The organism is Streptomyces xantholiticus (assembly GCF_014651015.1).
Taxonomy (GTDB): Bacteria; Actinomycetota; Actinomycetes; order Streptomycetales; family Streptomycetaceae; genus Streptomyces; species Streptomyces xantholiticus.
In genome coordinates this window covers 35,268-57,597 of record NZ_BMWB01000028.1, presented here as the reverse complement: position 1 = coordinate 57,597, position 22,330 = coordinate 35,268, and the positions used below count along the sequence as shown (strand labels likewise).

Sequence of the window (22,330 nt, the reverse complement as noted above, 5' to 3'; positions counted from 1 at the left end):
CTGGACGAGCAGCGAAGCGGGGATCAAGAGCGGCACTGGGTATTTTCAAAGATCCCCATCACCGAGGGAGTCCCGGCCAGCGCGCCCTGCATTTGCTCAGCGACGCCGCGTTCGTGCTTTCGTCGCCGCACTACATGACGGCTCAAGCGAGATGGCGGTGTCTTCTCTTCGCGGCGCGATGGAGGGGCTTTTGTTAGTCCAGGGTGACACTTCTCAGCACCCGCACAAGGTCCTGGTCCAGTCCGTGAGGAAGGCGGCCGCCCGGCTGGTTGTCCCGCCGCCCGAGCTGACCGAGCGAACCGTCCCCCGCCACGGGCGAGAACCCGAGGGCACCCTGACCATCGGTTGGTTGGACGCGGCGCGGGGTGCATCAACGCCGCGCTCGACGCGGTCATCACCCTGCACGACGACTGGCGGGTACCAGCTCAACGGTCCGATCGTGCGCATCTGGGACGACCTCAAAACGCAGCGAGGCCCGGCACGGGTCTTGCCTGGTGGAATGGTGCGCGCCGGCGCCCCAGGGCGCGGCATGATCGCGGCCATGCTGATCGCTCACGAGGGTTGTTCGCCGAGGGTTCACCCCACGGCCTATGTTGCTCCGACCGCCACGCTGTGCGGGAACGTGCGCGTGGGGGCCGGGTGCCGGGTGCTGTTCGGTGCGGTGCTCACCGCCGAGGGAGGGCCAGTGGAACTGGGCGAGGGCAGCATCGTGATGGAGAACGCGGTCCTGCGTGGTACCCGGCGGGATCCGCTGATTCTGGGACGGCAGGTCCTGGTGGGCCCCACCTCCTACCTGACCGGCTGCCGGGTCGAGGACGAGGTCTTCCTGGCCACCGGCAGCCGCGTGTTCAACGGAGCACGGATCGGGACTCGCTCCGAGGTGCGGATCAACGGCATCGTGCATCTGCGCACCGTGCTGCCGGCCGACTCGATGGTGCCGATCGGCTGGGTCGCCGTCGGCGACCCGGTGCGCGTCCTTCCGCCGGAGGACCACGACGGGATCTGGGCGGTGCAGAAGAACCTGGACTTCCCCGGCTACGTCTTCGGCCTGGACCGCCCAGCCGATGGCGAGAGCCTGATGCCGGCCATCTCCGAACGCTTCGGGCGCGGCCTCGGCCGCCACAGCAACGACCAGCAGATCTGAGCCCCGCCGGAGGAGCTCGGTCCTGCCATCCACCGCTCGGCTCCTCCAGGCAAGCCGCGATGAGCGCCTACGGTCAGCCTCGGGCCAAGCCACCGACACCGAGCCTCGATCGGGTGATCGCAGCCGGCCGCGGGCCCCGGGCGAGAGCCGAGGCAGGACGTCGGTGTAACCGGTGAGTAGGGCCAGTTGCTGGTGGGTCAGGTGTTCCCACAGGGCGTGCCGTTCGTTCGTCGCCGATAGTTGCCGACGTCTTGCCGTCCGGGCTGACGACGGCAGGCCAGACGATGCCGATGTGGCCACTGAGGGTGCCGAAGCGGCGGCGGGTGCGTACGTCCCACAGTCTCCCTATGGCGTCCCGGCCGCTGCCGGCGACGGTTTTCCCGTCCGGGGTGAAGGCCACCGACTGCGCAGAGCCGGCGTGACCCGGGACCGTCGCCGTGAGGCCGCGAGTACGTCGTGTCGCCGACCGAGCGGGTCCGGGGCGTAGTCGGCGGCAATCTCGTGCACCGGGCAGGGAAGCACGTCCCAGCTCATGGTGGCCTTCCGGGCCTCGGGCCTTCTTGGCGAACGCCTCTGCCGTTTGACAAGTTACTGCGTATCGGGAGTCCTGCGCTCGCGGACGCGTCATGATCCCGGGGTGCCGGTTCGCCGGCGGCAGGCGTAGGTGATCGAAACGGGGAGGCGGACAGTGCGAGACCAGCTTCTGGGAGGCCGTTACCGGTTGGTGCGGCAGCTCGGTGAGGGCGGCATGGGGCAAGTATGGGAGGCACAGGACGAGTCGCTGGGCCGGCCCGTCGCGATCAAGGTGATCTCACTGCTCGCCGGAGGCGGGAGCCATGGCACCGAGGCACGGGCCAGGTTCCTGCGCGAGGCACGGATCACTGCCCGGCTGCAGCACCCCAACATCGTGACCATCCACGACCTCGGTGAGACCGGCACCGGGGACAACCGAACCCCGTTCCTGGTAATGGAGTTGGTCCGAGGCGAGGGCCTGGACGCGATGCTGCGCCGAGGCGCCATCACCTTGCCCGACACTGCCCGATGGGGCGCACAGATCTGCGACGCGCTGGCAGACGCGCACGACGCCGGAATCATGCACCGGGACATCAAGCCGTCCAACATCCTCATCACGCCCTCCGGGGCCGTGAAGGTCCTCGATTTCGGCGTTGCGCGGGCGGCCGACCCCTACGCGACCGCGGACCGCCTCACCCAGACCGGCTTCATCGTGGGCACGCCCCCGTACATGGCACCCGAACAAGCACGTGGCTTCCCGGAGCCGCGCAGCGACCTGTACGCGCTCGGCTGCCTGCTCTTCGAGCTGATTACAGGCCGGCTGCCGTTCCAGGCCCCCGACACCGTGGGCTACCTCTCTGCACACCTCACCCAGGACCCACCCACCCCCAGCTCGGTCTCCACGGGCATCCCAGCCGCCTGGGACGACCTCGTACTCACCCTGCTGCACAAAGACCCCGGCAAGCGGTACCCGAACGCGGCCGGCCTTTCCCAGGCACTGAGACAACTCGACCGCACCCACATCCCCACAACCGCCGGGCCGAGCAGGGTCCCCTCACATCTGGAGTCCCGCGCTGCTCTCCTCGCCCAGCTCGCCACTGCCATGCGGGCCGCGCACGACGTCGCCGCGACCCGTATCCCTCATGCTCCGAGACTTCAGCACCGCGAGGCGTCGGACCGGCGGACCACGGCGGTGCAGCCGCCTCCACCGCGTACGCTCCCACTGGACGGAGCCCAGCCGACCCGCTCCAACGCCCCGTTCACCATTTCATGGACGGGGAAAGAGCCCCCGTCCGCCTACATGACTGGCAAGGGGCGTGGCGTGGTCGTTGGGTTCCTGATCACGTCGGCGGTGGCGCTGGCCGGGTTCCTTGTCTCGCTCGCACTGGCGCCGGACGAACCGTTTGAGTTCGAACCCGGACATGCGCCCGCATGGACAGTCATAGCGATAGTTTTCGGCGCTATCGGAACATTTTGCCTGATTATGTTGCTCCTGGCTGCCATCGTGAACGCCCTCGCGCCGAACGGCAGGTCCGCGTGGTCTCTGGAGATCGGGCCGCAGGGCATCAGAACCGCCACCCGACTCGACAGACATCAATATCGATGGAGTCAGGTGCGGACGTTCGCCGTCGGGGAAGTCATCGGATACCGCGAGGAGTTGCCCAATCGGGTTCTGCACGCCGCCAGAGCCGGACTCCACGTCAAGTTCGCGCAGGGTGAGAAGCCCTCGACTCCGTACCGCCCGCCCGGGTGGCCTTACGAGAGCAAAACCCGCGGCCGCAACGGGATGGCCCCCATCTGCATCCTCGGCCCGATGACGGACGATCAGCGGACCGCCCTGCAGGACGCTCTCTCCCAATACGGGCACGGTAAGAGCGATGATGAAGCGTGGGGCGAATGAACGTCAGATCGGCTACGGCCCGGCCTCGCGAGGACTCTGAGCGAAGGGCATCACGCTTCGTGCCGACGTGAAACGGGGCTCTGTCCACTTCGGACGGGGCCCTGTTCGTCTTCTCAGCCGAATCGCAGGATGCGGGGGGCGAAGGTGCCCTCGGGGCCGTCGGCGCGGCCGACCGACCACACCGTCGCCGTGCCCGGCACCGGCGCCAGCCGCAGCACCCAGGAGTCACCCTCCCCGGCCACCGCCGGTTCGCCGTACTCGGTGAACGACTGTCCGTTCCAGGCAAGGAAGTCCGGCCCCGGGACAAACGGCGGACGGCTGCCCGGCGGGCCCCACTTCTGAGAACGGGCCACCGATACCCAGGCCAGCGCGCCGGACGTGGAGGGCGCCAGTGAGCTGATCGAGCCGAAGTCGGTGGGCACGGTCACCCGGCTCCACGCATGACCGTCCCAGCGGACCAGCAGTGGCGGAACCGGTCGGCCCGGCGGGCCGCCGACGAACCCCGCCGTGCCACCCGCCCACACCTCAGTCGGCGAGACCACCAGCACACTCCTCACGGTCGACCGCGGGAACCCGTCAACGATCGTCTGCTGCCACACCTGCCCGTTCCAGTGCGACACCGCCGCACCCGAGTCGGTGGCGCCCGCCGCCCAGACGTCGTTGGCCGCCAAGATGTGCAGGCCGTACACGGATCCGGGCGGCACCGGCACGTCCCGCCAGCCGCGCCCGTCCCTGCGAAGCAATACCTGCGCGCCGTCCCGCGAACCAATCAGCCAGGTCTCACCGCCGCCGGCGACGACTTTGGTCAACACGACACCGCGCGGCGGCCGGCTCTCGTACCAGGCCATGCCGTCGAAGCGGAGCAGTCGGGCGCCGCCCGCAGAGTCGCGGCCGACCGCCCAGACCGCGGTCGGTGAGGTCGCGGCGACGGACAGCAGCTCTCCCTGCCAGCCGATCCCGGGCAGACTCTGACGCTGCCACGCGGTTCCGTCCCAGCGCAGCACCAGCGGGAAACCGGGCGCCTCGCGTCCGACGGCGTCGGCACCCACCGCCCACGCACGGTCCGGCCCGAACGCCACGGCCTCGTTCAGCCCGGCCTGTGGGCGTACCTGTGCCGGGACCCGAACAGGTTGCCAGGACGGGGTTTCCGCCGCGGCCGAGGGCATGAGGGTCATGGCGACAGCGAGGGCCGCGACGAGAAGTCGGCGTGCCATGGTCAGCCTCCCAGCCACTCGCTCATCAGATTTGGCTTCGAGCCGTAGATCTCGACGGTCCCGAAGGACATCAGTGAGAACCCGGCCTTCGCCAGTGCACGCGGTTTGACATCGATCGCGTTCGTGCGCTTTGGGCCGTAGGAGAAGGTGGTGCGCAAGCCGTCCACCCGTGCGTACTTCGACTGGTACGCGCGGTCGCTGCGCACCGGCAGCCACAGCGCGCCGTCCGGGCCGCGCACCATGGCCTCGGTGTAGGTCTCGCCCAGCGGTGGGTAGCTGGTGCGCCAGGCGTGCCCGTTCCGGGTCATCAGGTAGGTGCGGGCCACGCCGTCGGTGTACTGGCTGCCGCCGATCGTGACCCGGCCGGACGGTTCGAGCGTGATCGTGTGCACGTTGCTGTTCGGCGGCAGCGACACCTTCGCGTCCCGCCACACCGTGCCGTCCCAGCGCAGGACGGTGGTCCCGGTGCTGGTGTCCGCCCAAGCCCAGGCGTCGGTGGCAGTACGCGCGGTGATCCCCATCAGGAACAGCACATCGTCCGGGGTGGACTGTGTGGTCCAGCCGGAACCGTCGTAGTGCAACACCTTCAGCCCGGTGTCGTCCTCACCCACCACCCAGGCGGCACCCGGTACCGCGGTGAAGTCCTGGTAGGTCCACAGGGTTTGCGGCAGCGGGACGGCACTCCACCCTCCCGCCGACCGCCGCAGGATCTCCCCCACCCCCACGCGGTTGTGGAAGATCCACACCTCCTCGCCGACGAACTGCACCTTGCCGAGCAAGCCCGGCCCACCGGCGCCGGGGAAGGTGGTGTCCCGGCTCCACGCGGTGCCGTCCCACCGGTGCAACATCGGCCGCAGTCCATCGGCGGCGTGCTCGTACCCAGTCGCCCACGCCTCGCCCGGCCCGCGGGCGGCTAGATCGGACACGGTCACCGGCGGGTCTGCCGCCGGCACCGGCAGCGCCGACCAGCTCGGCGTCACAGCAGCGGCCGGTGACGCCACCGCGACACACGCGATCACAAGGCAGACGATGACCGCACGGAGACCGTTCACGAGACCCCCCAGAACGCGAAGGTCGCACAGGCTATTGGCGTTCACGCACCCGTGAACAGACGGCATTCGGCCGATCGCGGTTCCTTCTGGAGTCCTACCGTTCCATGGGACTCCTGGAGCCACGAGCGCAGTTCGTGGCTCCAGGTCGGAGCTCCGGCCGCAGTCGGTCCAGCGCCTCGGACACCGACTCGGGTTCTGTCTGACGAATAATCACCAACGACGGGTGGCCCCGTGACTCGGATCAATGGCCTTGCTGCGGTGGCGTCAGGCCAGCGATGCTTGGCTGGTGCCAGGACAGCGGAAGAGGAAACGTCAGCGGCAGGACGCGGGACAACAGGCTGCCCTTCGTACGGGTCCGGGCGCGGGTCGCTGGCAGGTGATCTTCGAGACCCATGACGAGTCCAAGTGGCATGCTCACCTGCGCCGTCTGCGTGCTGGGACGGAGCAAACCGACTGGGCGATGACTCGGATCGACACCCTTTGTGGACGTTTGACCCACCCGACCACCTACCGGTTGAGCCTCTTCATACCGGACCTCTCGCGCGATCCCGGCCGCGACAACTCTGATCATTGATCTTGTGGTGGGTCGCGGTGAGTTGACGGAGAGGGGTGGGATCGGATGGCGCCGCTGTTGCCAGGCACGGATGGGCGGGGTCGCCATGAACTGTCCGACGCCGAATGGAACGTCGTGCGGCCGTTGCTGCCCCGGACGTCGATGGGGCGGCCACGGCTGGATGACCGGACGATGCTCAACGGGATCGTGTGGAGGTTCCGAGCCGGGACGGCCTGGCGGGATGTGCCGGAGCGGTACGGCTCCTGGGCGAGCCCGCACACCGGGTTCCGCCGACGGCACGTTCGACCGGAGGGGGCAGTCCTCAGGCGTGGTCGTGGGGGCCGCCGGTGTGGGCGAGGGCGCTGGGAGTGCGGCAGCCGACGATCGCCGGGGCCTCCTGGACGAGCGCGTCGTCGGTGAGGGCTTCCACCATGAACAGCGCGAAGTCCACCCGGCGCGTCAGGTTGCTGGCCAGTAGCGGGTCGCCCACGTGCCGGCTCCATACGGGCAGGCCCTGGCTCTCGCCCTCCTCCAGGGTGCTGCCGCGCACCACGGTCCACCGGGTGTCGCTGGCGAACACGCGGCGGCACGCCTCCACCTGGTCGTCGATCTCGACGGCGCGCACCAGCTTGGCCAGCACGGCGGCGACCCGGACGGCCGCCAGGAACGTCCGTGAGTACATGTCCTTGCCGTCGCGTGTGATGTGCCAGCCGCAGGAGAAGACCAGGCGTGCGCCCGGCCGGGCGTGGTCTAGCACCGCTTGCGCCGTGCCCGACGCGTACTGCTTGACGCCCCAGGGCGCCAGCACCGTCAGCACCCCGTCGCACCCGGCGACCGCTCGCCGGATCACCTCCGGGTCGTTCGTGTGTCCGGGGACGACCGTCATCCGGCCTTCGAACGCGGCCAGCTTCGGCACGCTGCGCTCCCGGCACACGCCGACCACCTCGTAGCCGCGTTCCAGCGCGTGCCGGACCATGTACTGCCCGAGCTTCCCCGAAGCCCCGACGATGCAGACCTTCCTCACACACTCCGTGCCCATGGCGCGGCCCCTTCGCCGAAGTTTCCACCTTATGCTGTAAGGCAAGCTAGCCTTATCTTGTAAGGTGGTCAAGGAGTGAGAAGGAGGGCAGATGCCCGAGGGAAGCAGAGGTCGGCGCAGGTCTTCGGCGCGTACGCCGCTCAGTCGCGAGCGCGTGATTCGCGCGGCGGTGACGCTGGCGGACGAGAAGGGGTCGGCTGCGCTCACCATGCGGGCCATCGCCGAACCGCTGGGTGTCGAGGCGATGTCCCTCTACCACCATGTCGCGGGCAGGGAGGACATCCTCGACGGCATGGTGGACGCGGTATTCGGTGAGATCGACCTGCCGCCGCACGACACGGACTGGAAGAGCGCCATGCGCCGGCGTGCGGTCTCCGCCCGTGCCGTGCTCAGGCGCCATCCCTGGGCCGTCGCACTGATGGACTCCCGCACCCGGCCCGGCCCGGCGACCCTGGGCCACCACGACGCCGTGATCGGCGCGTTGCGCGCCGGAGGTTTCTCCGTCCCGATGGCCGCGCACGCCTTCTCGCTGATCGACAGTTACCTGTACGGCTTCGTGATCCAGGAGCTGAGCCTGCCGTTCAGCAACTCGGCGGAGCTGGACGAGGTCGCGGGCGCCATCCTGCGCGAGATGCCCGCCGACGCCTACCCCCACCTCACCGAGCTCGCCACCGAGCACGCCCTCAAGCCCGGCTACGACTACGCCGACGAGTTCACGTTCGGCCTCACCCTCATCCTCGACGCCCTCCACCCGGACGAGACCGCGAGCGCCTAGCCAGTTCGCAGAAGCCTGCATCCGCTGCCCGTCGGCCCGGGTTTGGAGTTCGGTGAAGATGCGCTGCCAGGTGCCGTTGCGCTGACAGCGGCGGAACAGGTCGTACGCCCGACCCACGGCCCGTACTCATCCGGCATGTCCCGCCGTGGGATGCCGGTACGGCCCCGGGAACGTATGCCGCTCATCAGCTGCCGCCGGGTCCACATCCGTGGCCGTCCGGCTTCTTGGCCTTCGGCAACAGCAGCTCCGGCACGGCCCATTGTCCGGCTTGCGCTGACCGCGACCCGGCGAAGTGTGCGCGCGTGGGCATGTGCGTGACTACCGGTCCGGACATCCTTCCGGCGGCACTGCAGGGGCAAGCACGCCACGCTTCATGGCTGGTCGGCATCCGCTCCGGCCGCCTTGACGGCTACGGCGGAGCCCTGTACCAGGGCGCCGGCGCGGGCGGCGGCGAGCGTGATCCGCACGGCCTGGTCGGCGGTGGCCTCCTCGATCGGATCGGCGCTGACCAACAACCGGAAGTAGATCGGTGCGGCCAGCGTTTTGAGCAGCTCGACCGGATCAGTCTCCGCCGGGAGTTCGCCTCGCTCGATGGCGCGGGTGATCACGGGCTCGGCCCGCCGGAACCGGTCGGCGAAGACCCGCCGTCGCGCCTCGGCGATCTCCGGCAGCCGACCTGCGTCGGAGTACATCGCGGTCTGCACCGCCCTGCCCACCGGGCCTGTCATGCTTTGCGCCAGCGCCCGCGCGAGCGCCCGCAGGTCGGTCTCGATGGCTCCGGTGTCCGGAGTTGGGATGTCGGCGGCGAAGTGCTCGGCAAGCGCGTCCACGACCAGGCTCGCGCGATCCTTCCAGCGCCGGTAGACCGTCGTTTTGTGCACCCCGGCCCGCTGGGCCACACCCTCGACGGTCAGCTCGGCATATCCCCGGTCCAGCAACTCGGCGAGGGTGGCGGCGCGCACCGCCGCCTGTGCCTTGCGGCCGCGCCCGACCGGGCGGGTGGGTCCGGAGGAACCCGACTCCATTGCAACTCCTAGTTGCGTTAGTGGGCATTCACGTGTCAGGCTCCAGCCTATCGCAACTAGAAGTTGCATTGAGAGGGTTCCCGTCCAGCTGCGCGCCGGACGCCCTCAACCTAGGAGAAGGAAGGCCATGCCCAGCGCTTCCCGTACTTGGACCCTCAACTCCATCCCCGACCAATCCGGCCGCCTGGCAGTGGTGACCGGAGCCAACAGCGGCATCGGACAGGTGACAGCAGAGGCACTCGCTCGCCGGGGCGCCCATGTCGTGCTGGCCTGCCGCAGTCGCCAACGGGGGCAGGCCGCCCTGGATCGGCTGTTCGCCCAGGAACCCGGCGCCCGTGCCGAGGTGCGCCTCCTCGACCTGGCCGATCTTGCCTCCATACGCGCCTTCGCCGACGGCTGGGACCATGACCGGCTCGATCTGCTGGTCAACAACGCCGGCGTGGCGATGGTGCCGTTTGCCCGGACCGCCGATGGCTTCGAGTCGCAGTTCGGGATCAACCACCTGGGCACCTTCGCCCTGACCGGGCTGATGCTGCCCCATCTGCTCGCCTCGCCCGATCCGCGGGTGGTCACCGTCAGCAGCGAAGGCCAACGGTTCGCCCGCTTCGACCTGGACAACCTCAACGCCGAAGGCCGCTATCGCGCCATGTTCGCCTACTTGCAGTCCAAGCGCGCCAACCTCTACTTCGCCACCGAACTGCAACGCCGAGCCGACGCCGCCGGCCTGAGGCTGCGCAGCATGGGCGTCGCCCCCGGCCTCACCCGCACCAACGTTCTCACCGGCGGCGCCAACGGCAACCGAGGTCGACTCTATGGAGCGTTGACCCGGATGCTGGTCCGCGTCGCCTTCCGCCCGACCCCCGAAGGCGCCAAGACCTCCCTGTACGCCGCGACCGTCCCTGACCTGCCCGGCGGAGCGTACGTCGTGCCCGACGGGCCACTCCAGCTACACGGCGAGCCCGTCCTGCGCAACCAGGAGCGCGCCATCCGTGACACCACCACCGCCCGCCGGCTGTGGGAGCTGTCCGAGAAGCTCACCGGCGTTCCCATCCGGCTATCCGACGGTGCCGCATGACGCGTCTGCCCAAGAGTCCTGGATGAGTGGCCGATGCCCTGCAGCGGCTCACCGATTACACTCCGCTGAGAATCAAGATCGAAGGAACACCACAGTGCCCGGCAACGAAGTACGGAGCCTGCTCGCCGCTGCCCGCGACCTTCTCCCCCAGGAGATGGAGTGGGAGATGATGAACCAGGTCCCCCAGGGTCTCGGCGGCAAGATCCCGGCCCCCTCCATTCCCGCCCCCTACCAGGACTTCCTCAGGGACGCCGACGGGGCCAACTTCGGGCTCATCGCCCTGTTCAGCGGAAAGGCGGCCCCGAAGTCGCAGTTCTACGCCGACACCCTTCCGGACGCGCCGGTCCCGCTCGGGGAGCAGGACTGGTTCTGCATCGGCAAGGTCAGCGACGACCCGCTGTTCATGCGTCGCGAGGACGGCACGATCTGGGGCTTCCCGGATCGCGGTGTCATGTGGTCGCACAGCACCGACTTCGAGCAGTGGGGCGACGACATGGACTCGTTCCTGCTGGAGTGCGTCTTCGGCCCCGGCTACACCCGCGTCACCGGAGCGGACAGCACCGACCCTTGGTGGCAGGTCCTGCGCGCGCTCGGCCGCGTCAGCGACCAGCCGTAGCGTCGCCGCGCCCCGCGGCGGGTTGCACCTCAGACGAACGCCTCACGAACAGACAGGTCCGGAGCTGTCATGGTGGCATCGCAGATGCTGACCGCCCCTCTGGAATCTTGCTGCGGCTGGTCGGATCGAGCTCATGCAGTCCCTGTCCGCCGCCGGGGGTGAGTTGGTCAGCGTTCGAGCGCTTGGTGGCGAGCCGGCGGCCGAGAGCGAAGCCAAGGGTTTGAGGGCCTTGTCGTCCAGCGCATACACCTCGGACAGGTGCCGGCCCGATGCTTGCGCTGTGTGCTGTCGAAGTCTGTCCGACCGTGGCGAGTGGGATCGGAATGAACGATGACCCCAAGACGCTCAGGTGCTGGACGCTGCGGGCCCGTCTAGGCGGCCGGCAGCGGCAGATGGGCACCCGCCGGTCCGTCCTGCCGGGGACGGTCCTGAACATGCTCGCCCGCATCCGCTAGGAGATCGCCGAGTCGAACGCGGCGTTCGCCGGCACCAAGTTCACCCCCGCACGACCTCCGAAGGCTCTTCGCCCCCGAGATCGTGACCAACGGTCACCTGTACAACCGGCCTTCGTCCGGACCAAGACCGCCGACGAGACGCTCGACAAAGTCGCCGCCCACTGCCACCGAGGATTCGACGGATCAGCCGGTGGCTGGATAGGCGACCATGTCAAGATCCATTCCGGCGTACTCGTTGACCAGGAACAGATGCGGGCCGCTGAAGGTCTTGCGATCCTTCCCCGTCTTGGCATCAAGGACGACATAGTCGGGGCCGGCATGTGCGTAGACGGCACCGTGCCAAGCAGCCTGAATCGTCGGCATCTTACGAGAAGTGTCTTCCTCGGAGATGGTCCACAGCACCTTGCGGCTGCTGGTGTCCACCCCCCGCACTGTCCCGTCGCTGGCGCAAACAACCACCGACTGCTGGTCGTAGTCGCACGTCAGGTAGGCGCCGGCGACCCCAGCAATGGCCTTGCCCGTACGGATGTCGTACAGCGCGGATTCCGAGGTGAACAAGCCGCCTCCCACGCGTTCGACCTCCACGGACGAGTGGCCCTCGTCCTTCCAGCGCACCGTCCCATCGGCGACTGCACGGCCTGCGCGAGCGAGGTCACCCTCCTCGGCGCGCCAGGCACCGAGTTGCCCGAATGTCGCCCGGTCAGGCACCTGTGCACCGACAACGGTACCGCTGTCGACCGCGGCGGCCGCGAAGCCCTGTTGCTTCCACGTCACCTGACGAGTGCTCAGGTCAACGGCGTAGGTGACAGCACTGTCGCTGTCCGTTGAGTTGTCAGGGTAGGCAAAGGCCGCGACGACCGCTGTTCCGTTCTCCGCCCCGACGACGGTCGGCTCCATGTCGGTGATGGTCATGCCGGTCGGCTCCGGCAACCGTGTCGTCCAGGACACCTTGCCGCTGTCCGTGTCCACAGCGCGCAGATAGACATCGGTCCGGTCGACGTTTGTGCCGGAGCCCTTCGTGGAATCGGTGTACGCGAAGAGCGCTTCCGTACGTTCGCCCAGCTGCGCGAACACCGGGGGGATGTGACGGTTGTCTTCCGGGACTCCCGCGGTACCGGTGTAACGGTTCTTCCGGTCCAGGGCGGACGACCAGAGCTTGCGCCCGGATCCGGTGTCGTAGGCATCGAGGCCCTTGTCCGTCCGCACGTAGACCTTGGGGCCCAGCGGCGCGAATCCCCAGGTCTTCACGTCCTCGTCACGCGCCAGCTTCACGCCCTTGCCGAACTTCAGCGGAGGGTCGAAGGCCTTCGCACTGGTTTCGGACTTGCCCTTAGGGCCTGCATCCGGTGTCTTGCCGCCCGCCCCGGAATTGCCGTCGGAGCACCCGGCGAGGCCGCTCAAGACGAGTGCGACCGTCAGGCACATGACAGACCGGCAAGCGGCTCGCATAGATACCTCTCCCCCGTTCGTGGTCAACTCCTCGGCAGTTTAGCGCGGTTGCATTGAGCGCACGCGGAAGTGACGTTGTGGTGACCTTCGGTGCGAACGTCGTCGCCTTCCAGACGTCGCCGTCACCCTTCCGCCCGGCGAGCCAAGGCGCCGGCCGAACACCGGGCGGCTGCTGGAGTTGCTGCGGGGCGCGGCGCTCCCCCATCGCGGTTGGAAGGGTGCTCGCGGCGCAGAAGGCAGTCCTCACTTCTGCCGGCAGTCGGCCGATCGCCTCGACGACCTGGGCGACGCGCTCGGGATCAGGGCAGCCACGGGGTGGCCAGAAGAGGCTGATCTCGCATGACGCTGTCGCAGGCCTGCGCGGCGTGCTGCCCGACCTCCCCGCATGGAGCACTCTGCAGTGACCCTCATCCCACCGGCGCGCGCATCCGACAGCAACACCGAGCGCATCGTCACCGGTCACGCCGCCGTGATGGCCCGCCTCCGCGCAATCAAACGTGTCGCTCGGCGCCCGATGGAAACGGCGTGCACCGCATCACCGACGCCGGATGGCAGGCACGTCTGCCCCATTGGTTGGTGGCCCCGCAGTGGGGCGCCCTGCCTCCGGAGTCGGCATGACCCTTCCCCCTGCCGAACGCATGGCCTGGAGGGTGGTGTCGCCTGCTCCGGCGGCATCGACAGACCGCTGATCAGGGGCATGACCACCGGCTTCGCAGGTCGGAAGGCTCTTCGTACGTCTTGGCCGGGTGTGTCATGCCTGTTCCTCCTTGTAGAGGACGAGGTGCTCGTGGAAGAGCACGCCGTCGCGGATGTCGCCGGTGGCGGTGAAGCCGGTGTCGTCGACGTAGTCGATGTGATGGCCGGTGACGGCGTAACGGCCGGTGTAGGCGCTGCGGCGGTTGCCGCGCGCCTCGTCGTAGCGGCCGTCGGCTCGGAGTTCCTGCCGGATGTGCCCGTCCGCGGTCACCCACATCCCGACCACGTCCGCGTCAGCGTCCCTTCGCCCGGTGGCTTCCTCCGGCGGGCTCGACTGCTTCCTCACCATGCGCTCCTTCTTGTTCGCGGGTGCTGGTCACCAGCCTGGGCGGGCCGGGGGAAGTGAGCCAGGACAAGTCGTGCCTGGGTACGGCGCACCCAGGCACGCGGGTAGGGAGCGACATAGCCTGAAGGGGTGACCAGCAACGATCTCGGAGACTTCCTGCGCGCCCACCGCGCCCGTCTGCGGCCCGATGACGTCGGGCTCGCTTCCTACGGCGCCCGCCGGGTGGCAGGGCTGCGGCGGGAAGAGGTCGCCGTCCTGGCCGGCATGAACAGCGACTACTACGCCCGTCTCGAACAGGGCCGCGAGCGCAGTCCCTCCCCGCAGATCCTCGAGTCCATCAGCAGCGCGCTGCGGATGGATGACGAAGCGCGGGAACACATGTTCCGCTTGGCGGGCACCGCACCGGAGGGTGAGCGGCCACAGCCGCGGGAAACGGTCAGTCCTGCGCTGCGGCAGCTGCTGGACGGATACCCGAACGCCGCGGCGTTCGTCCTGAACCCGGCCAACGACTTCCTGGCCTCGAACGCTCTGGCCGACGCACTGTTCTCACCGTTCGAGAACGTGGACAACATGGCCCGCATGACCTTCCTCGACCCGGCCGCCCGGAGCTTCTTCACGCAATGGGGGCGGGCAGCCGAGGCAGTCGTCGCCGGATTGCGCCACGCCATGGGCCTGGACCCGCACTATCGGCGCCTGCACGACCTCGTCGGCTCCCTGGCCGAGGCGAGCGAGGAGTTCGCCGCCCTGTGGTCCTCGCACACCGTGCACGGGAAGACCCGTGACGGCAAGGAGCTTCTCCACCCCGAGGTCGGGCCTCTCGCGCTCACCTTCCAGACCTTCGACGTCCGCGGAGCGCCGGGCCAGCAGCTGGTGATCTACCACGCCGAACCGGGAAGCCTCAGCGCCCAGGCACTAGCCCTGCTCGGCAGCCTCCACGCCACACACCGCCAGGGGTCCGCCACGGATCAGTAGAACCCCGGGCATGTGCACGTGAGCCCATCGCACCACGGTGCGCTGCGCTCACGTGCACAACGGTGGGGTTACTCGGGATGCTGGTGGCGCCGGCAGCGCCAGGAGAAGCCCGGCGGCGGCGATGGTGGCCATGTCAGTACCTGCTTCGGTCCTCGGGAAAACCATGGAGAGAGACGGATGAAGGGCGGCGCACCTCCTCCTGCGGCCCGGCGAAATATGAGCCGGGCCCCAGGAGGAGGAGGCCGTCGAGGGCCGGAAGGGGCGGCGGGGGTCAGACGGCGGGAGTGTTGAGCACGTACTCGCGGGAGGCGTGGACCTGCTCGCGCAGGGCGGGCAGGTCGACGTCGAGGACCTGGCCGTTCCACTTGCGGGGCTCGCCGTTGATGAGGACGGCGCTGATGTTGCGGGCATCGGAGCCCAGCACGACGGTGCCGATCGGGTCGTTGAGCGGCATGTTGTTGAGGTCCTCGGCCCGAATGACCAGCAGGTCGGCCTTCTTGCCCGGGGTGAGCGAGCCGGTGACGCCGGCCAGGCCGTTGGTGCGGGCGCCCTGGAGGGTGGCGAAGTCCAGCACGTCGTGGGTGGTGATGCGTGCGGGCTGCTGGTCGGTGCCGTGGACGGCGTTGACCGCGCGCATCCGCTGGATGGCGTGCAGGGCCCGCATCTGCGTGAACATGTCGCTGGCCAGCGCCACCTCGACATCGATGCTCAAGCCGGGCCGGACTTCGACCGCCAGGGCTTCGTCGATCGCGGGAATCGCGGTCTCCAGACCGATCTGGGCGTCCGAGGTCGGGGCCAGGGCGATGGTCGTGCCGCTCTCCCCGATCGCCTTCCACGCCTCCTGGGTCAGGCCGGTGGCGTGGATGAGGGTGAGGTCCGCGCCGAGGATGCCGTCCTTGTCCCAACCCAGGATGGCCTGGGAGGAAGAGGTGCCGAAGACGGCGTCGACACTCACACCGATGCCCAGGTCCTTGGCCGTGCGGGCGAGTTCGGTGCCGTAGGCGAGGGCAGGCCCGGCGATCTCGTCTGTGGCCAGGGCAGCCAGGCGCAAGGTCAGCAGTTGGTCGTCGCTGGCGAAGTACTTCTCCTTGAGGCGGGTCAGGTCGCCGGGCCACTGCTTGTCCCAGGCACCGAAATGCGGGCCCATGGAGGCGTGCACGCCGCGGATACCCGTGTCGATGAGGCCCTGGACGGCGGCGTCGGAATGGTCGGGAGTGCGGGAGTTGTGGGAGAAGTCGAGCATGCACGTGATGCCGCTGTCGATCGCCGTGAGGGCGGCCAGCCTGGTCCCGACATACATGTCTTGGGGCCGGTAGACCGTGGCGTAGCCGGCAAGGGTGGACAGCACATAAGCGCCGAGGTCATCGACGTCCGGCATGATCCGGCGCAGCTGCGTCTCCCAGGCGTGCCGGTGCGTGTCGACGAAACCCGGCGTGAGGATCGTGCCGCAGGCGTCGACGACCACCGCGCCGTCCCGGCTCAGGTCAGAACCGATCGTGGTGATGGTCTCACCCTCGACGAGCAGATCGGCGCCGTGAAGGACACCGATGTCGGGGTCCATCGTGACGATGGTCGCGCCGGTGAACAGGAGGCGCCGCTTCGGGTCGGCGGACCGGCGCTGAATCTGTTCCAGTACGGCAGGGCTGGTGGTGTCGGAGGGAGTCAAGGGAGGTCCTGTTCGTCACGCCAGGGCGGTGGTCCTGTACGGGTGGATGATCACCCCAGCCTCGGCCCGTCCGACAGCGGCAACCAGGCCGCCGCTCGACCAGGTACAGCGCACCCGGGCTCACCGCTCGATCCGCAGCCCGTGGATGACATGGGAACAGTCAGAGCCTGGACCCCGGCAACGTTGCGGCGCCCGGATGGTGTCCGGGCGCCGCAGGTCGGATGGTCAGGTCAGGCGCGTCCTCGGTGTTTGCCGTCCGGGTCGTGCTGAGGATGCCGGGGTGGCGCTTTCCCGCGCAGGTGGTTGCCGGTCATGCCCCGGTGTTACCGCCGCGGTTGAGCCAGGCGCGGACGGAACCGCCGTCGTAGATGACGAGGTAGTCGGCCTTGCCGTCGCCGCTGATGTCGGCGAACGTGGACTTCGGGCCCGGATACCCGGTCTCGAAGACGAAGTTGAGCCGCTCGGTGAAGCCGCCGTTGCCCCCGCCGCCGTCGTTGATGTAGGCGTGGACGGCTCCGGTCGCGCCCACCATGAGGTAGTCGGCCTTGCGGTCGCCGTTGACGTCCGCGAGCCGCAGCTTGTCCCGCGAGCCGTACCAGACTCCGGGGGCCCAGTTCAGCCACTCCTTCCAGTGGATCTTGCCGTTGTCTCCGACGGTGTTGATGTACGCGTGGACTGCTGCGGCATCGCTGGTCCGCAGATAGTCGTCGCGGCCGTCACCGTTGACGTCGGCGAAGCGGATGGCGGCGCCCGTGGCGCCGCTGACCCCTGGGGCGATCACCCCCTGGTAGTCCCAATACGGGAAATCGGCCTTGTTGAGATAGGCCTCCACCTGCCCCTCGGGGCCGAGCAGCAGGTAGTCGTCGCGTCCGTCGCCGTTCACGTCGGCGAACCGTACCCCAGCACCGAGGCCGGGACTGTGGCCCGGGAGCTGGATGACCCCTGCGTCGACCCAGTCCGGTTTGCCGGGCTCCCCGGGGGTATTCAGAGCGACACGTGCCGTTCCGTCGTCGAAGATCTTCACGTAGTCGGCCCGCTCGTCACCATTCAGCTCGGCCATCACAACGCGGCCTACAGGCAACGCGCCCATGCCGGTGGCGATCACGCCCAGGGAGCGCCAGCCCGGCCCGGCCGCGCTTCCGTCATCGTCGGTGCCGCACAACTTGTCGCTGCCGGCCACCGGGTCCTTGATCCAGCCGGCGCTCTCCGACTCCAGGATTCCCCAGTAGAAGGCGTCGGCCATTTTCCGGTACCCGTTGTCATTGGGATGCGCAGGCTGGGCCAGGTCGGCGGTGGTCACCTCACCCATGTCGACCAGCCGCACATGCTTGCCCTGGTCTTGCCGCTGCTTGACGATTCCGGGGATCCTGGCGTTGTACGCGTCGATGAGTGGCTGCATGCCTTCTTTTGTGGCCGGAACGAGTGTGGCCACCAGCACGGTCGCCTCGGGGGCGTCCTTGAGTGTCTGATCGATGAGTGCGCCGAGCCGGTCCGGCGCGGTCGCCAGCTCGAATTCCTGATTCATGTCGTTGGTTCCGGCGTGCAGTGTCACGACGTTCGGCCGGTATTTTTGCACCGGGCAGTAAGCCAAGTCCGCGATCTCGTCGATTCGTCGGCCTGGATGACCTTCGTTGTCCGGGTCCGGGAGCGTACCCGCCTGCCGTGAACCGACGAAGTCCACCTCGCGCTCCCCGTCGACGAGGTACCCCCACAGCTTGGACCGGTAACCGGCGCCGGTGGAGCTGGCAGTGCCGTAAGTGATCGAGTCACCCAGCGGCATCACCCTCAATGCGGGCCTGGGGACATCCACGTCCCAATGGCGCCTGTCCATCCATTCGGCCAGCTTTGCGTCGACGGTATCGCGCAGTCTGCGGATGATGCCCGCGACGAATTCCACCGCCGTCACCGCCTTTTGCCCGCCCCAATTGCCGATCGACTTCCCGAAATCCGCTACGGCCCGAGCGATCTTCTCGAGCAGCGGGCCCATGGATTCCGACGCCCATTTGAACGCCACGGCCTCGCCCAGAGCGGCGTACATCGCCGCGGTGAGTCCCGCCCAGAGTGCATCGACCCAGGTGTGGGTGTCGATCGGTTCGCCATTGAGCGGCTTTTTGACCAGCTCGGTGACAAAGCCTCCCACGAAGGCCGCGACCGGAGGGCAGACGGGAGCCGCCGCCGGCATGGTGACGGCGGTGATCCCGAGACAGAGGGCTCCGACGGCGACAGCTACGAGCCCCCCGATCACTCCGGCGACGAACCCTGTCCACCAGGCCCATTGCGTATGAACGTCGCCCTCGGGGATCTCGTCCGCGGGGATGATGGCGTACAGCACATTGCCCGTGACCGCGAGTCTGCCGTCGAAGTCCACCTGGTCGCCCTGATGGCGATCCGGAAGATCCAGCGCGTGGGCTTCAAAATTCTCTTTGATGATGTCGCTCAGCCGCTTATTGGGGTCTGCTTGATCGTCGATCAGCCTTTGGGCGATTTCGGGGTCCAGCCCGTCGACGGCCATGCTGATCACGACATCTTCGGCAGCGGCGTTCAACGCTCTGACGTCGGCTGACGCGTCATCGCCGCACCGGATGCCCACCCTCGTCGCCACACCTGGAGCCTCCCGGCCGGCTATCGCGAGGGCTTTCGGTAAATCACAGGCGGACGCGTTGGCAGGCGCGGGTCTGGGCTGGGCGGCGGCATGGGACAGACCGGCGACGGCCATCAGAACGGCGGCCATGCCGATCACAAGTAGTTGCAGCGTCGAGCGCGGCAATCTCACGTAAACTCACATCCTTTGACTACGTGAAGAGGATCCACGCCGGCAGGCGACGAGCCGGCGTTCCGGCCTCCCGGGAACAACGGAACAACAGCAGAACCAGCAGGTTCCGCGAAGGAGTTCCGTGGGGCCGTCCGGAGCTGCGGTGAACTTCCGAGATCAGCCGCTGCGGCCGCCGCAGCACGCTGCGCCGACGCACCAATAACCGCCTGTTGGGGTGCAACTCTCCCATTCCGCCCCTTCTGACCCCGCGGGTCAGCCCTGCAGGATGAAGCTACGGACAACGCCAAGGGCCGAGTGGCCTGTCCGTGCCCGAGAACTTGCCCCGGAGCGACGCATCGGTTGAACTGATTCGCCTCCAGGCCCGTCATCCAGACGGGGACGGACCGCGAAAAAAAAGGGGGACCACATGAGCATCGTGCTGTCCACTGCATCGGTGCCCGCCAGGGAACGGCTGGCCTACTGGCATGAGGCGATCAGTCAGACGTACGACCAGCTGGCGTCTGTCCGGCTGGACGTCTCCACGCCCACCGACGCGCCGTACAGGGGCACGCTCAAGGCCGGCCAGCTCGGCTCCGTACGTGTGGCCACGACGGACGCCGGCCCGTTACAGGTCCGCCAGACCACACGGTGGGTCGCCGGGAGGGACGACGAGTACCTCAACGTGTGCGTACAGGACCGCGGTCACCTGGTGATCGACCAGAACGACAGCCAGACACTGCTGCGGCCCGGCGCCCTCACCCTCTTCGACGCCACCCGCCCCTACACGGTCACCTACCCTGCCGCCTTCCGCATGCACGTCATCCAGATACCGCGGTGGATGCTGGGCGTTCGCGAGTCCGACCTGCGGCGCATCACCGCGGTGCCCGTCCACGGCGATACCGAAACCGCATCGCTGATCATCCCGTTCCTCTCCGGGCTTGCCACCCAGGCGGGAAACCGTCCGCCGTACATCGGTGACCTACTCGCCCGCAACGCCGCGGACCTGCTGGCCACCCTCATCGCCGAGCGACTGGACCGCGACGTTGCCGAAATCAGCACCGGCACCGACGCCGCGCACACCGCGCTGTTGCTGCGCATCAAGGCCTTCGTCGACCGCCACCTCGCCGATTCCGACCTCTCCCCGCAGACCATCGCCGCCGCGCACTACATCTCCGTACGCCACGTGCACCGGCTATTCCAGGACGAGGGCACCACAGCCGGCCGCTGGATCCAGCACCGCCGACTGGAGGCCTGCCGCCGCGAGCTCGGCCGCCCGGGCCGAAACGCTCCAGCGGTGATGGCCATCGCACACCGCTTCGGCTTCACCAGCCCCTCCCACTTCAGCCGCACCTTCCGCGCCGCCTACGGCGTGTCACCCCGCGAATGGCGCGCCACCGCCCACCTCGGTTCGCCTGCGTGATCGACAAGCACCTGCGCGTGGACAACCGCCCAGGCGCACTATGCGTCACGCGCCCACGCCCTCCCCGGCCCCCAGCGGCGGTAGCGAAGGCCGGGGGCGATGGTGTTCTCCCGGAGCCAGCGAAGTCGACGGGGCGTGATGCGGCGAAAAAAGTACCGGGCCGCAAGCGCGGCCTGGCCGTTGACGTGTTGGGCCTGGTGATCGCGGTGGTGGTGCTCGCCGCGTCCGTGCAGACAACGCCGTCGGTGTCGCGCTGCTGGACAAGGTCGCCGCCGACACCGACACCGTGGAGAAGGCTCTGGTCGACCAGGGCTCCAAGAACGCCGTCGTCGCGCACGGTCAGACGGTGGGCATCGAGGTGGAGATCGTCGAGCGCAACCCGGCCCGACCGGGTGGGTGCCGATCCCCAAGCGGTGGATCGTGGAGCCCGCCTACGGGATCCCGTTGCTGCACCGCAGGCTGGTGCGCGACTACGAGCACCTGAGATCGCCGCACAGGCCGGGGCGGCGGTCTTCCGCTCAGCTGGAGGAGTTTCACCGCACCGCCGAAGAGATCCGCATCACCCGCAGGACACTGCTGGAGCTGCCCGAGCCGCCGGCCCCGAAGCTGCCGGACCATCCGGCCTACCAGCAGATCATGGCGGTGTTAGCCGCGACCGAGGCCCTGCTGCGGGCGCGGCAGGTGTGTGAGGCGATGGACCCGGAGATCGCGCCCAACCCCATCAACGACAGCCGCCTGAAGCTCAAGCGGCTCATCGAATGCGGGATCTGGTCGAGACCGAGCAGGGCTTGTCCACCCATCCGCGGCCGTCAACCCCCTGCGTCGCCGTAACCTGCCCGCTCACCCTCAACGAAGCGGCACAACAGGCGTCAACCCTCATACCGCCCTCACAGCTCGTGAACTGCGTCGATCACGCTGTCCACCACCTCGGTCACCGGCTTGGACGCATCGATGATCGTCGCGCCACGGTTTTCGTAGATGGCTCGCATCCGAGGATTCCACTTCAGGGCCGCTGCGAGCTCTTCGGGATGTTGCCCGAATGCGTTCGTAGTGCGGGTCGCGAGCCGGTGGCGGAGGGTGTCCTCGTCGACCACCAGGCACACGACGAGGTCGAAAAGATCGCGTACGTCTGCCTCGTTCTCCGCCGACCCGCACAAGAACGCGATTCGGAAACGAGACTCCTCGACGAGGGTCTCAACGCGCTCGCGGACGATCGCCCACCCGTATCGATCGAGCCAGCCCCCGGGAACCGGATACGGGGGATCCATCACGACCTCGCCCTCAGCTCGGTCGATCCAGCGACTGAAGCCGTCCTCGTCGGCGTCGAGCGCGACGTAGCCACGCGCTCGCAACACCCCGCAGACCGTGGACTTACCAGTCCCTGAATTGCCCGTCACCCACACCAATGTCACGCCGCCAGCGTAGCCATGACCACCCCGGGCCAGCGACGCTGTCGCCGCGATCAGGCAAGGTGCAGCTTCGGCCGAGTGACTGCTCTGGCACAGCCGGTGGGCGGCCAAAGCTCCAGCTCAGCTACCGTGCCACGTGCGTCAAGCACGCCCTCGCGACCGGTCGCTCCGCCCGAGCTGCGCCCCAAGCCGAGACGGACATCAACTCACGTACCGCCCTCTTGGACCATGTCCTGCATGGCTGCTGGTCGTTGAGGAG

Annotated in this window: 18 protein-coding genes and 1 pseudogene; 10 read left to right on the top strand and 9 right to left on the bottom strand. The window is 68.4% G+C overall.

What is annotated here, in order from left to right:
* The first annotated feature begins 541 nt into the window (after positions 1 to 541).
* Together IE198_RS29910 and IE198_RS29905 are read left to right on the top strand one after the other, a co-directional pair.
* Complete coding sequence (locus tag IE198_RS29910; protein WP_189892234.1) at positions 542 to 1,144, top strand: gamma carbonic anhydrase family protein; 603 nt, start codon at positions 542 to 544, stop codon at positions 1,142 to 1,144.
* 688 nt (positions 1,145 to 1,832) lie between these two features.
* On the top strand, positions 1,833 to 3,557 hold the full coding sequence (locus IE198_RS29905) for a serine/threonine-protein kinase (protein ID WP_229834472.1): 1,725 nt from the start codon (positions 1,833 to 1,835) through the stop codon (positions 3,555 to 3,557).
* A 113-nt stretch (positions 3,558 to 3,670) separates the two neighbouring features.
* On the opposite strand, the gene IE198_RS29900 is transcribed toward IE198_RS29905, so the two are convergent.
* Both IE198_RS29900 and IE198_RS29895 read right to left on the bottom strand, forming a co-directional pair.
* Entirely contained in the window at positions 3,671 to 4,771 is a 1,101-nt protein-coding gene (locus tag IE198_RS29900) for a beta propeller repeat protein (RefSeq protein ID WP_189892232.1), read from the bottom strand.
* 2 nt (positions 4,772 to 4,773) lie between these two features.
* Positions 4,774 to 5,823 (bottom strand): hypothetical protein, encoded by a 1,050-nt coding sequence (locus IE198_RS29895; protein ID WP_189892230.1) that lies wholly within the window; start codon positions 5,821 to 5,823, stop codon positions 4,774 to 4,776.
* A gap of 619 nt (positions 5,824 to 6,442) precedes the next feature.
* Here IE198_RS29895 and IE198_RS36200 point away from each other — a divergent pair.
* The gene (locus IE198_RS36200; RefSeq protein WP_268246512.1) at positions 6,443 to 6,796 is read left to right on the top strand and encodes a transposase; all 354 of its coding nucleotides are present in this window, start codon (positions 6,443 to 6,445) and stop codon (positions 6,794 to 6,796) included.
* Here the strand turns inward: IE198_RS36200 and IE198_RS29885 are convergent.
* Complete coding sequence (locus IE198_RS29885; protein WP_189892226.1) at positions 6,699 to 7,415, bottom strand: NAD(P)-dependent oxidoreductase; 717 nt, start codon at positions 7,413 to 7,415, stop codon at positions 6,699 to 6,701. The two genes, IE198_RS36200 and IE198_RS29885, sit on opposite strands and share 98 nt — an antisense overlap.
* 91 nt (positions 7,416 to 7,506) lie before the next feature.
* Here IE198_RS29885 and IE198_RS29880 point away from each other — a divergent pair, with 91 nt between their 5' ends.
* Positions 7,507 to 8,190 (top strand): TetR/AcrR family transcriptional regulator, encoded by a 684-nt coding sequence (locus IE198_RS29880; RefSeq protein ID WP_189892224.1) that lies wholly within the window; start codon positions 7,507 to 7,509, stop codon positions 8,188 to 8,190.
* A 371-nt stretch (positions 8,191 to 8,561) separates the two neighbouring features.
* Here IE198_RS29880 and IE198_RS29875 read toward each other — a convergent pair whose 3' ends face one another.
* Positions 8,562 to 9,215, bottom strand: a complete 654-nt coding sequence (locus tag IE198_RS29875) for a TetR/AcrR family transcriptional regulator (protein ID WP_189892222.1) — start codon at positions 9,213 to 9,215, stop codon at positions 8,562 to 8,564.
* Positions 9,216 to 9,342: 127 nt separating this feature from the next.
* On the opposite strand from IE198_RS29875, the gene IE198_RS29870 reads away from it, so the two are divergent.
* The 3 genes from IE198_RS29870 to IE198_RS36195 all read left to right on the top strand — a co-directional run bounded on the left by IE198_RS29870 (position 9,343) and on the right by IE198_RS36195 (position 11,361).
* Positions 9,343 to 10,290, top strand: a complete 948-nt coding sequence (locus tag IE198_RS29870; RefSeq protein WP_189892220.1) for an oxidoreductase — start codon at positions 9,343 to 9,345, stop codon at positions 10,288 to 10,290.
* A 94-nt stretch (positions 10,291 to 10,384) separates the two neighbouring features.
* Positions 10,385 to 10,906, top strand: coding sequence for a hypothetical protein (locus IE198_RS29865; protein WP_189892218.1), 522 nt, complete (start codon positions 10,385 to 10,387; stop codon positions 10,904 to 10,906).
* A 323-nt stretch (positions 10,907 to 11,229) separates the two neighbouring features.
* A complete protein-coding gene (locus IE198_RS36195) occupies positions 11,230 to 11,361 on the top strand; it encodes a hypothetical protein (protein WP_268246511.1) in 132 nt (43 codons plus the stop codon).
* Between the two features lie 183 nt (positions 11,362 to 11,544).
* Here IE198_RS36195 and IE198_RS29860 read toward each other — a convergent pair whose 3' ends face one another.
* Both IE198_RS29860 and IE198_RS29855 read right to left on the bottom strand, forming a co-directional pair.
* Entirely contained in the window at positions 11,545 to 12,762 is a 1,218-nt protein-coding gene (locus IE198_RS29860) for a PQQ-binding-like beta-propeller repeat protein (RefSeq protein WP_189892216.1), read from the bottom strand.
* A 799-nt stretch (positions 12,763 to 13,561) separates the two neighbouring features.
* Entirely contained in the window at positions 13,562 to 13,855 is a 294-nt protein-coding gene (locus IE198_RS29855) for an Atu4866 domain-containing protein (protein WP_189892213.1), read from the bottom strand.
* Between the two features lie 126 nt (positions 13,856 to 13,981).
* Between IE198_RS29855 and IE198_RS29850 the strand changes: the two genes are divergently transcribed.
* Positions 13,982 to 14,824 (top strand): helix-turn-helix transcriptional regulator, encoded by an 843-nt coding sequence (locus IE198_RS29850; protein ID WP_189892211.1) that lies wholly within the window; start codon positions 13,982 to 13,984, stop codon positions 14,822 to 14,824.
* Positions 14,825 to 15,095: 271 nt separating this feature from the next.
* On the opposite strand, the gene IE198_RS29845 is transcribed toward IE198_RS29850, so the two are convergent.
* Entirely contained in the window at positions 15,096 to 16,490 is a 1,395-nt protein-coding gene (locus IE198_RS29845; protein ID WP_189892209.1) for an amidohydrolase family protein, read from the bottom strand.
* Between the two features lie 310 nt (positions 16,491 to 16,800).
* Positions 16,801 to 19,263, bottom strand: coding sequence for an FG-GAP-like repeat-containing protein (locus IE198_RS29840; RefSeq protein ID WP_189892206.1), 2,463 nt, complete (start codon positions 19,261 to 19,263; stop codon positions 16,801 to 16,803).
* A gap of 406 nt (positions 19,264 to 19,669) precedes the next feature.
* Here IE198_RS29840 and IE198_RS29835 point away from each other — a divergent pair, with 406 nt between their 5' ends.
* Positions 19,670 to 20,662: an AraC-like ligand-binding domain-containing protein gene (locus tag IE198_RS29835; RefSeq protein WP_189892204.1), complete on the top strand. Its 993-nt coding sequence runs from the start codon at positions 19,670 to 19,672 to the stop codon at positions 20,660 to 20,662.
* A gap of 116 nt (positions 20,663 to 20,778) precedes the next feature.
* Positions 20,779 to 21,142 (top strand): annotated as a pseudogene (locus IE198_RS36750) (transposase); the annotation flags it as partial.
* Between the two features lie 407 nt (positions 21,143 to 21,549).
* Here IE198_RS36750 and IE198_RS29820 read toward each other — a convergent pair.
* Complete coding sequence (locus IE198_RS29820) at positions 21,550 to 22,074, bottom strand: AAA family ATPase (protein WP_189892281.1); 525 nt, start codon at positions 22,072 to 22,074, stop codon at positions 21,550 to 21,552.
* Positions 22,075 to 22,330 lie beyond the last annotated feature (256 nt).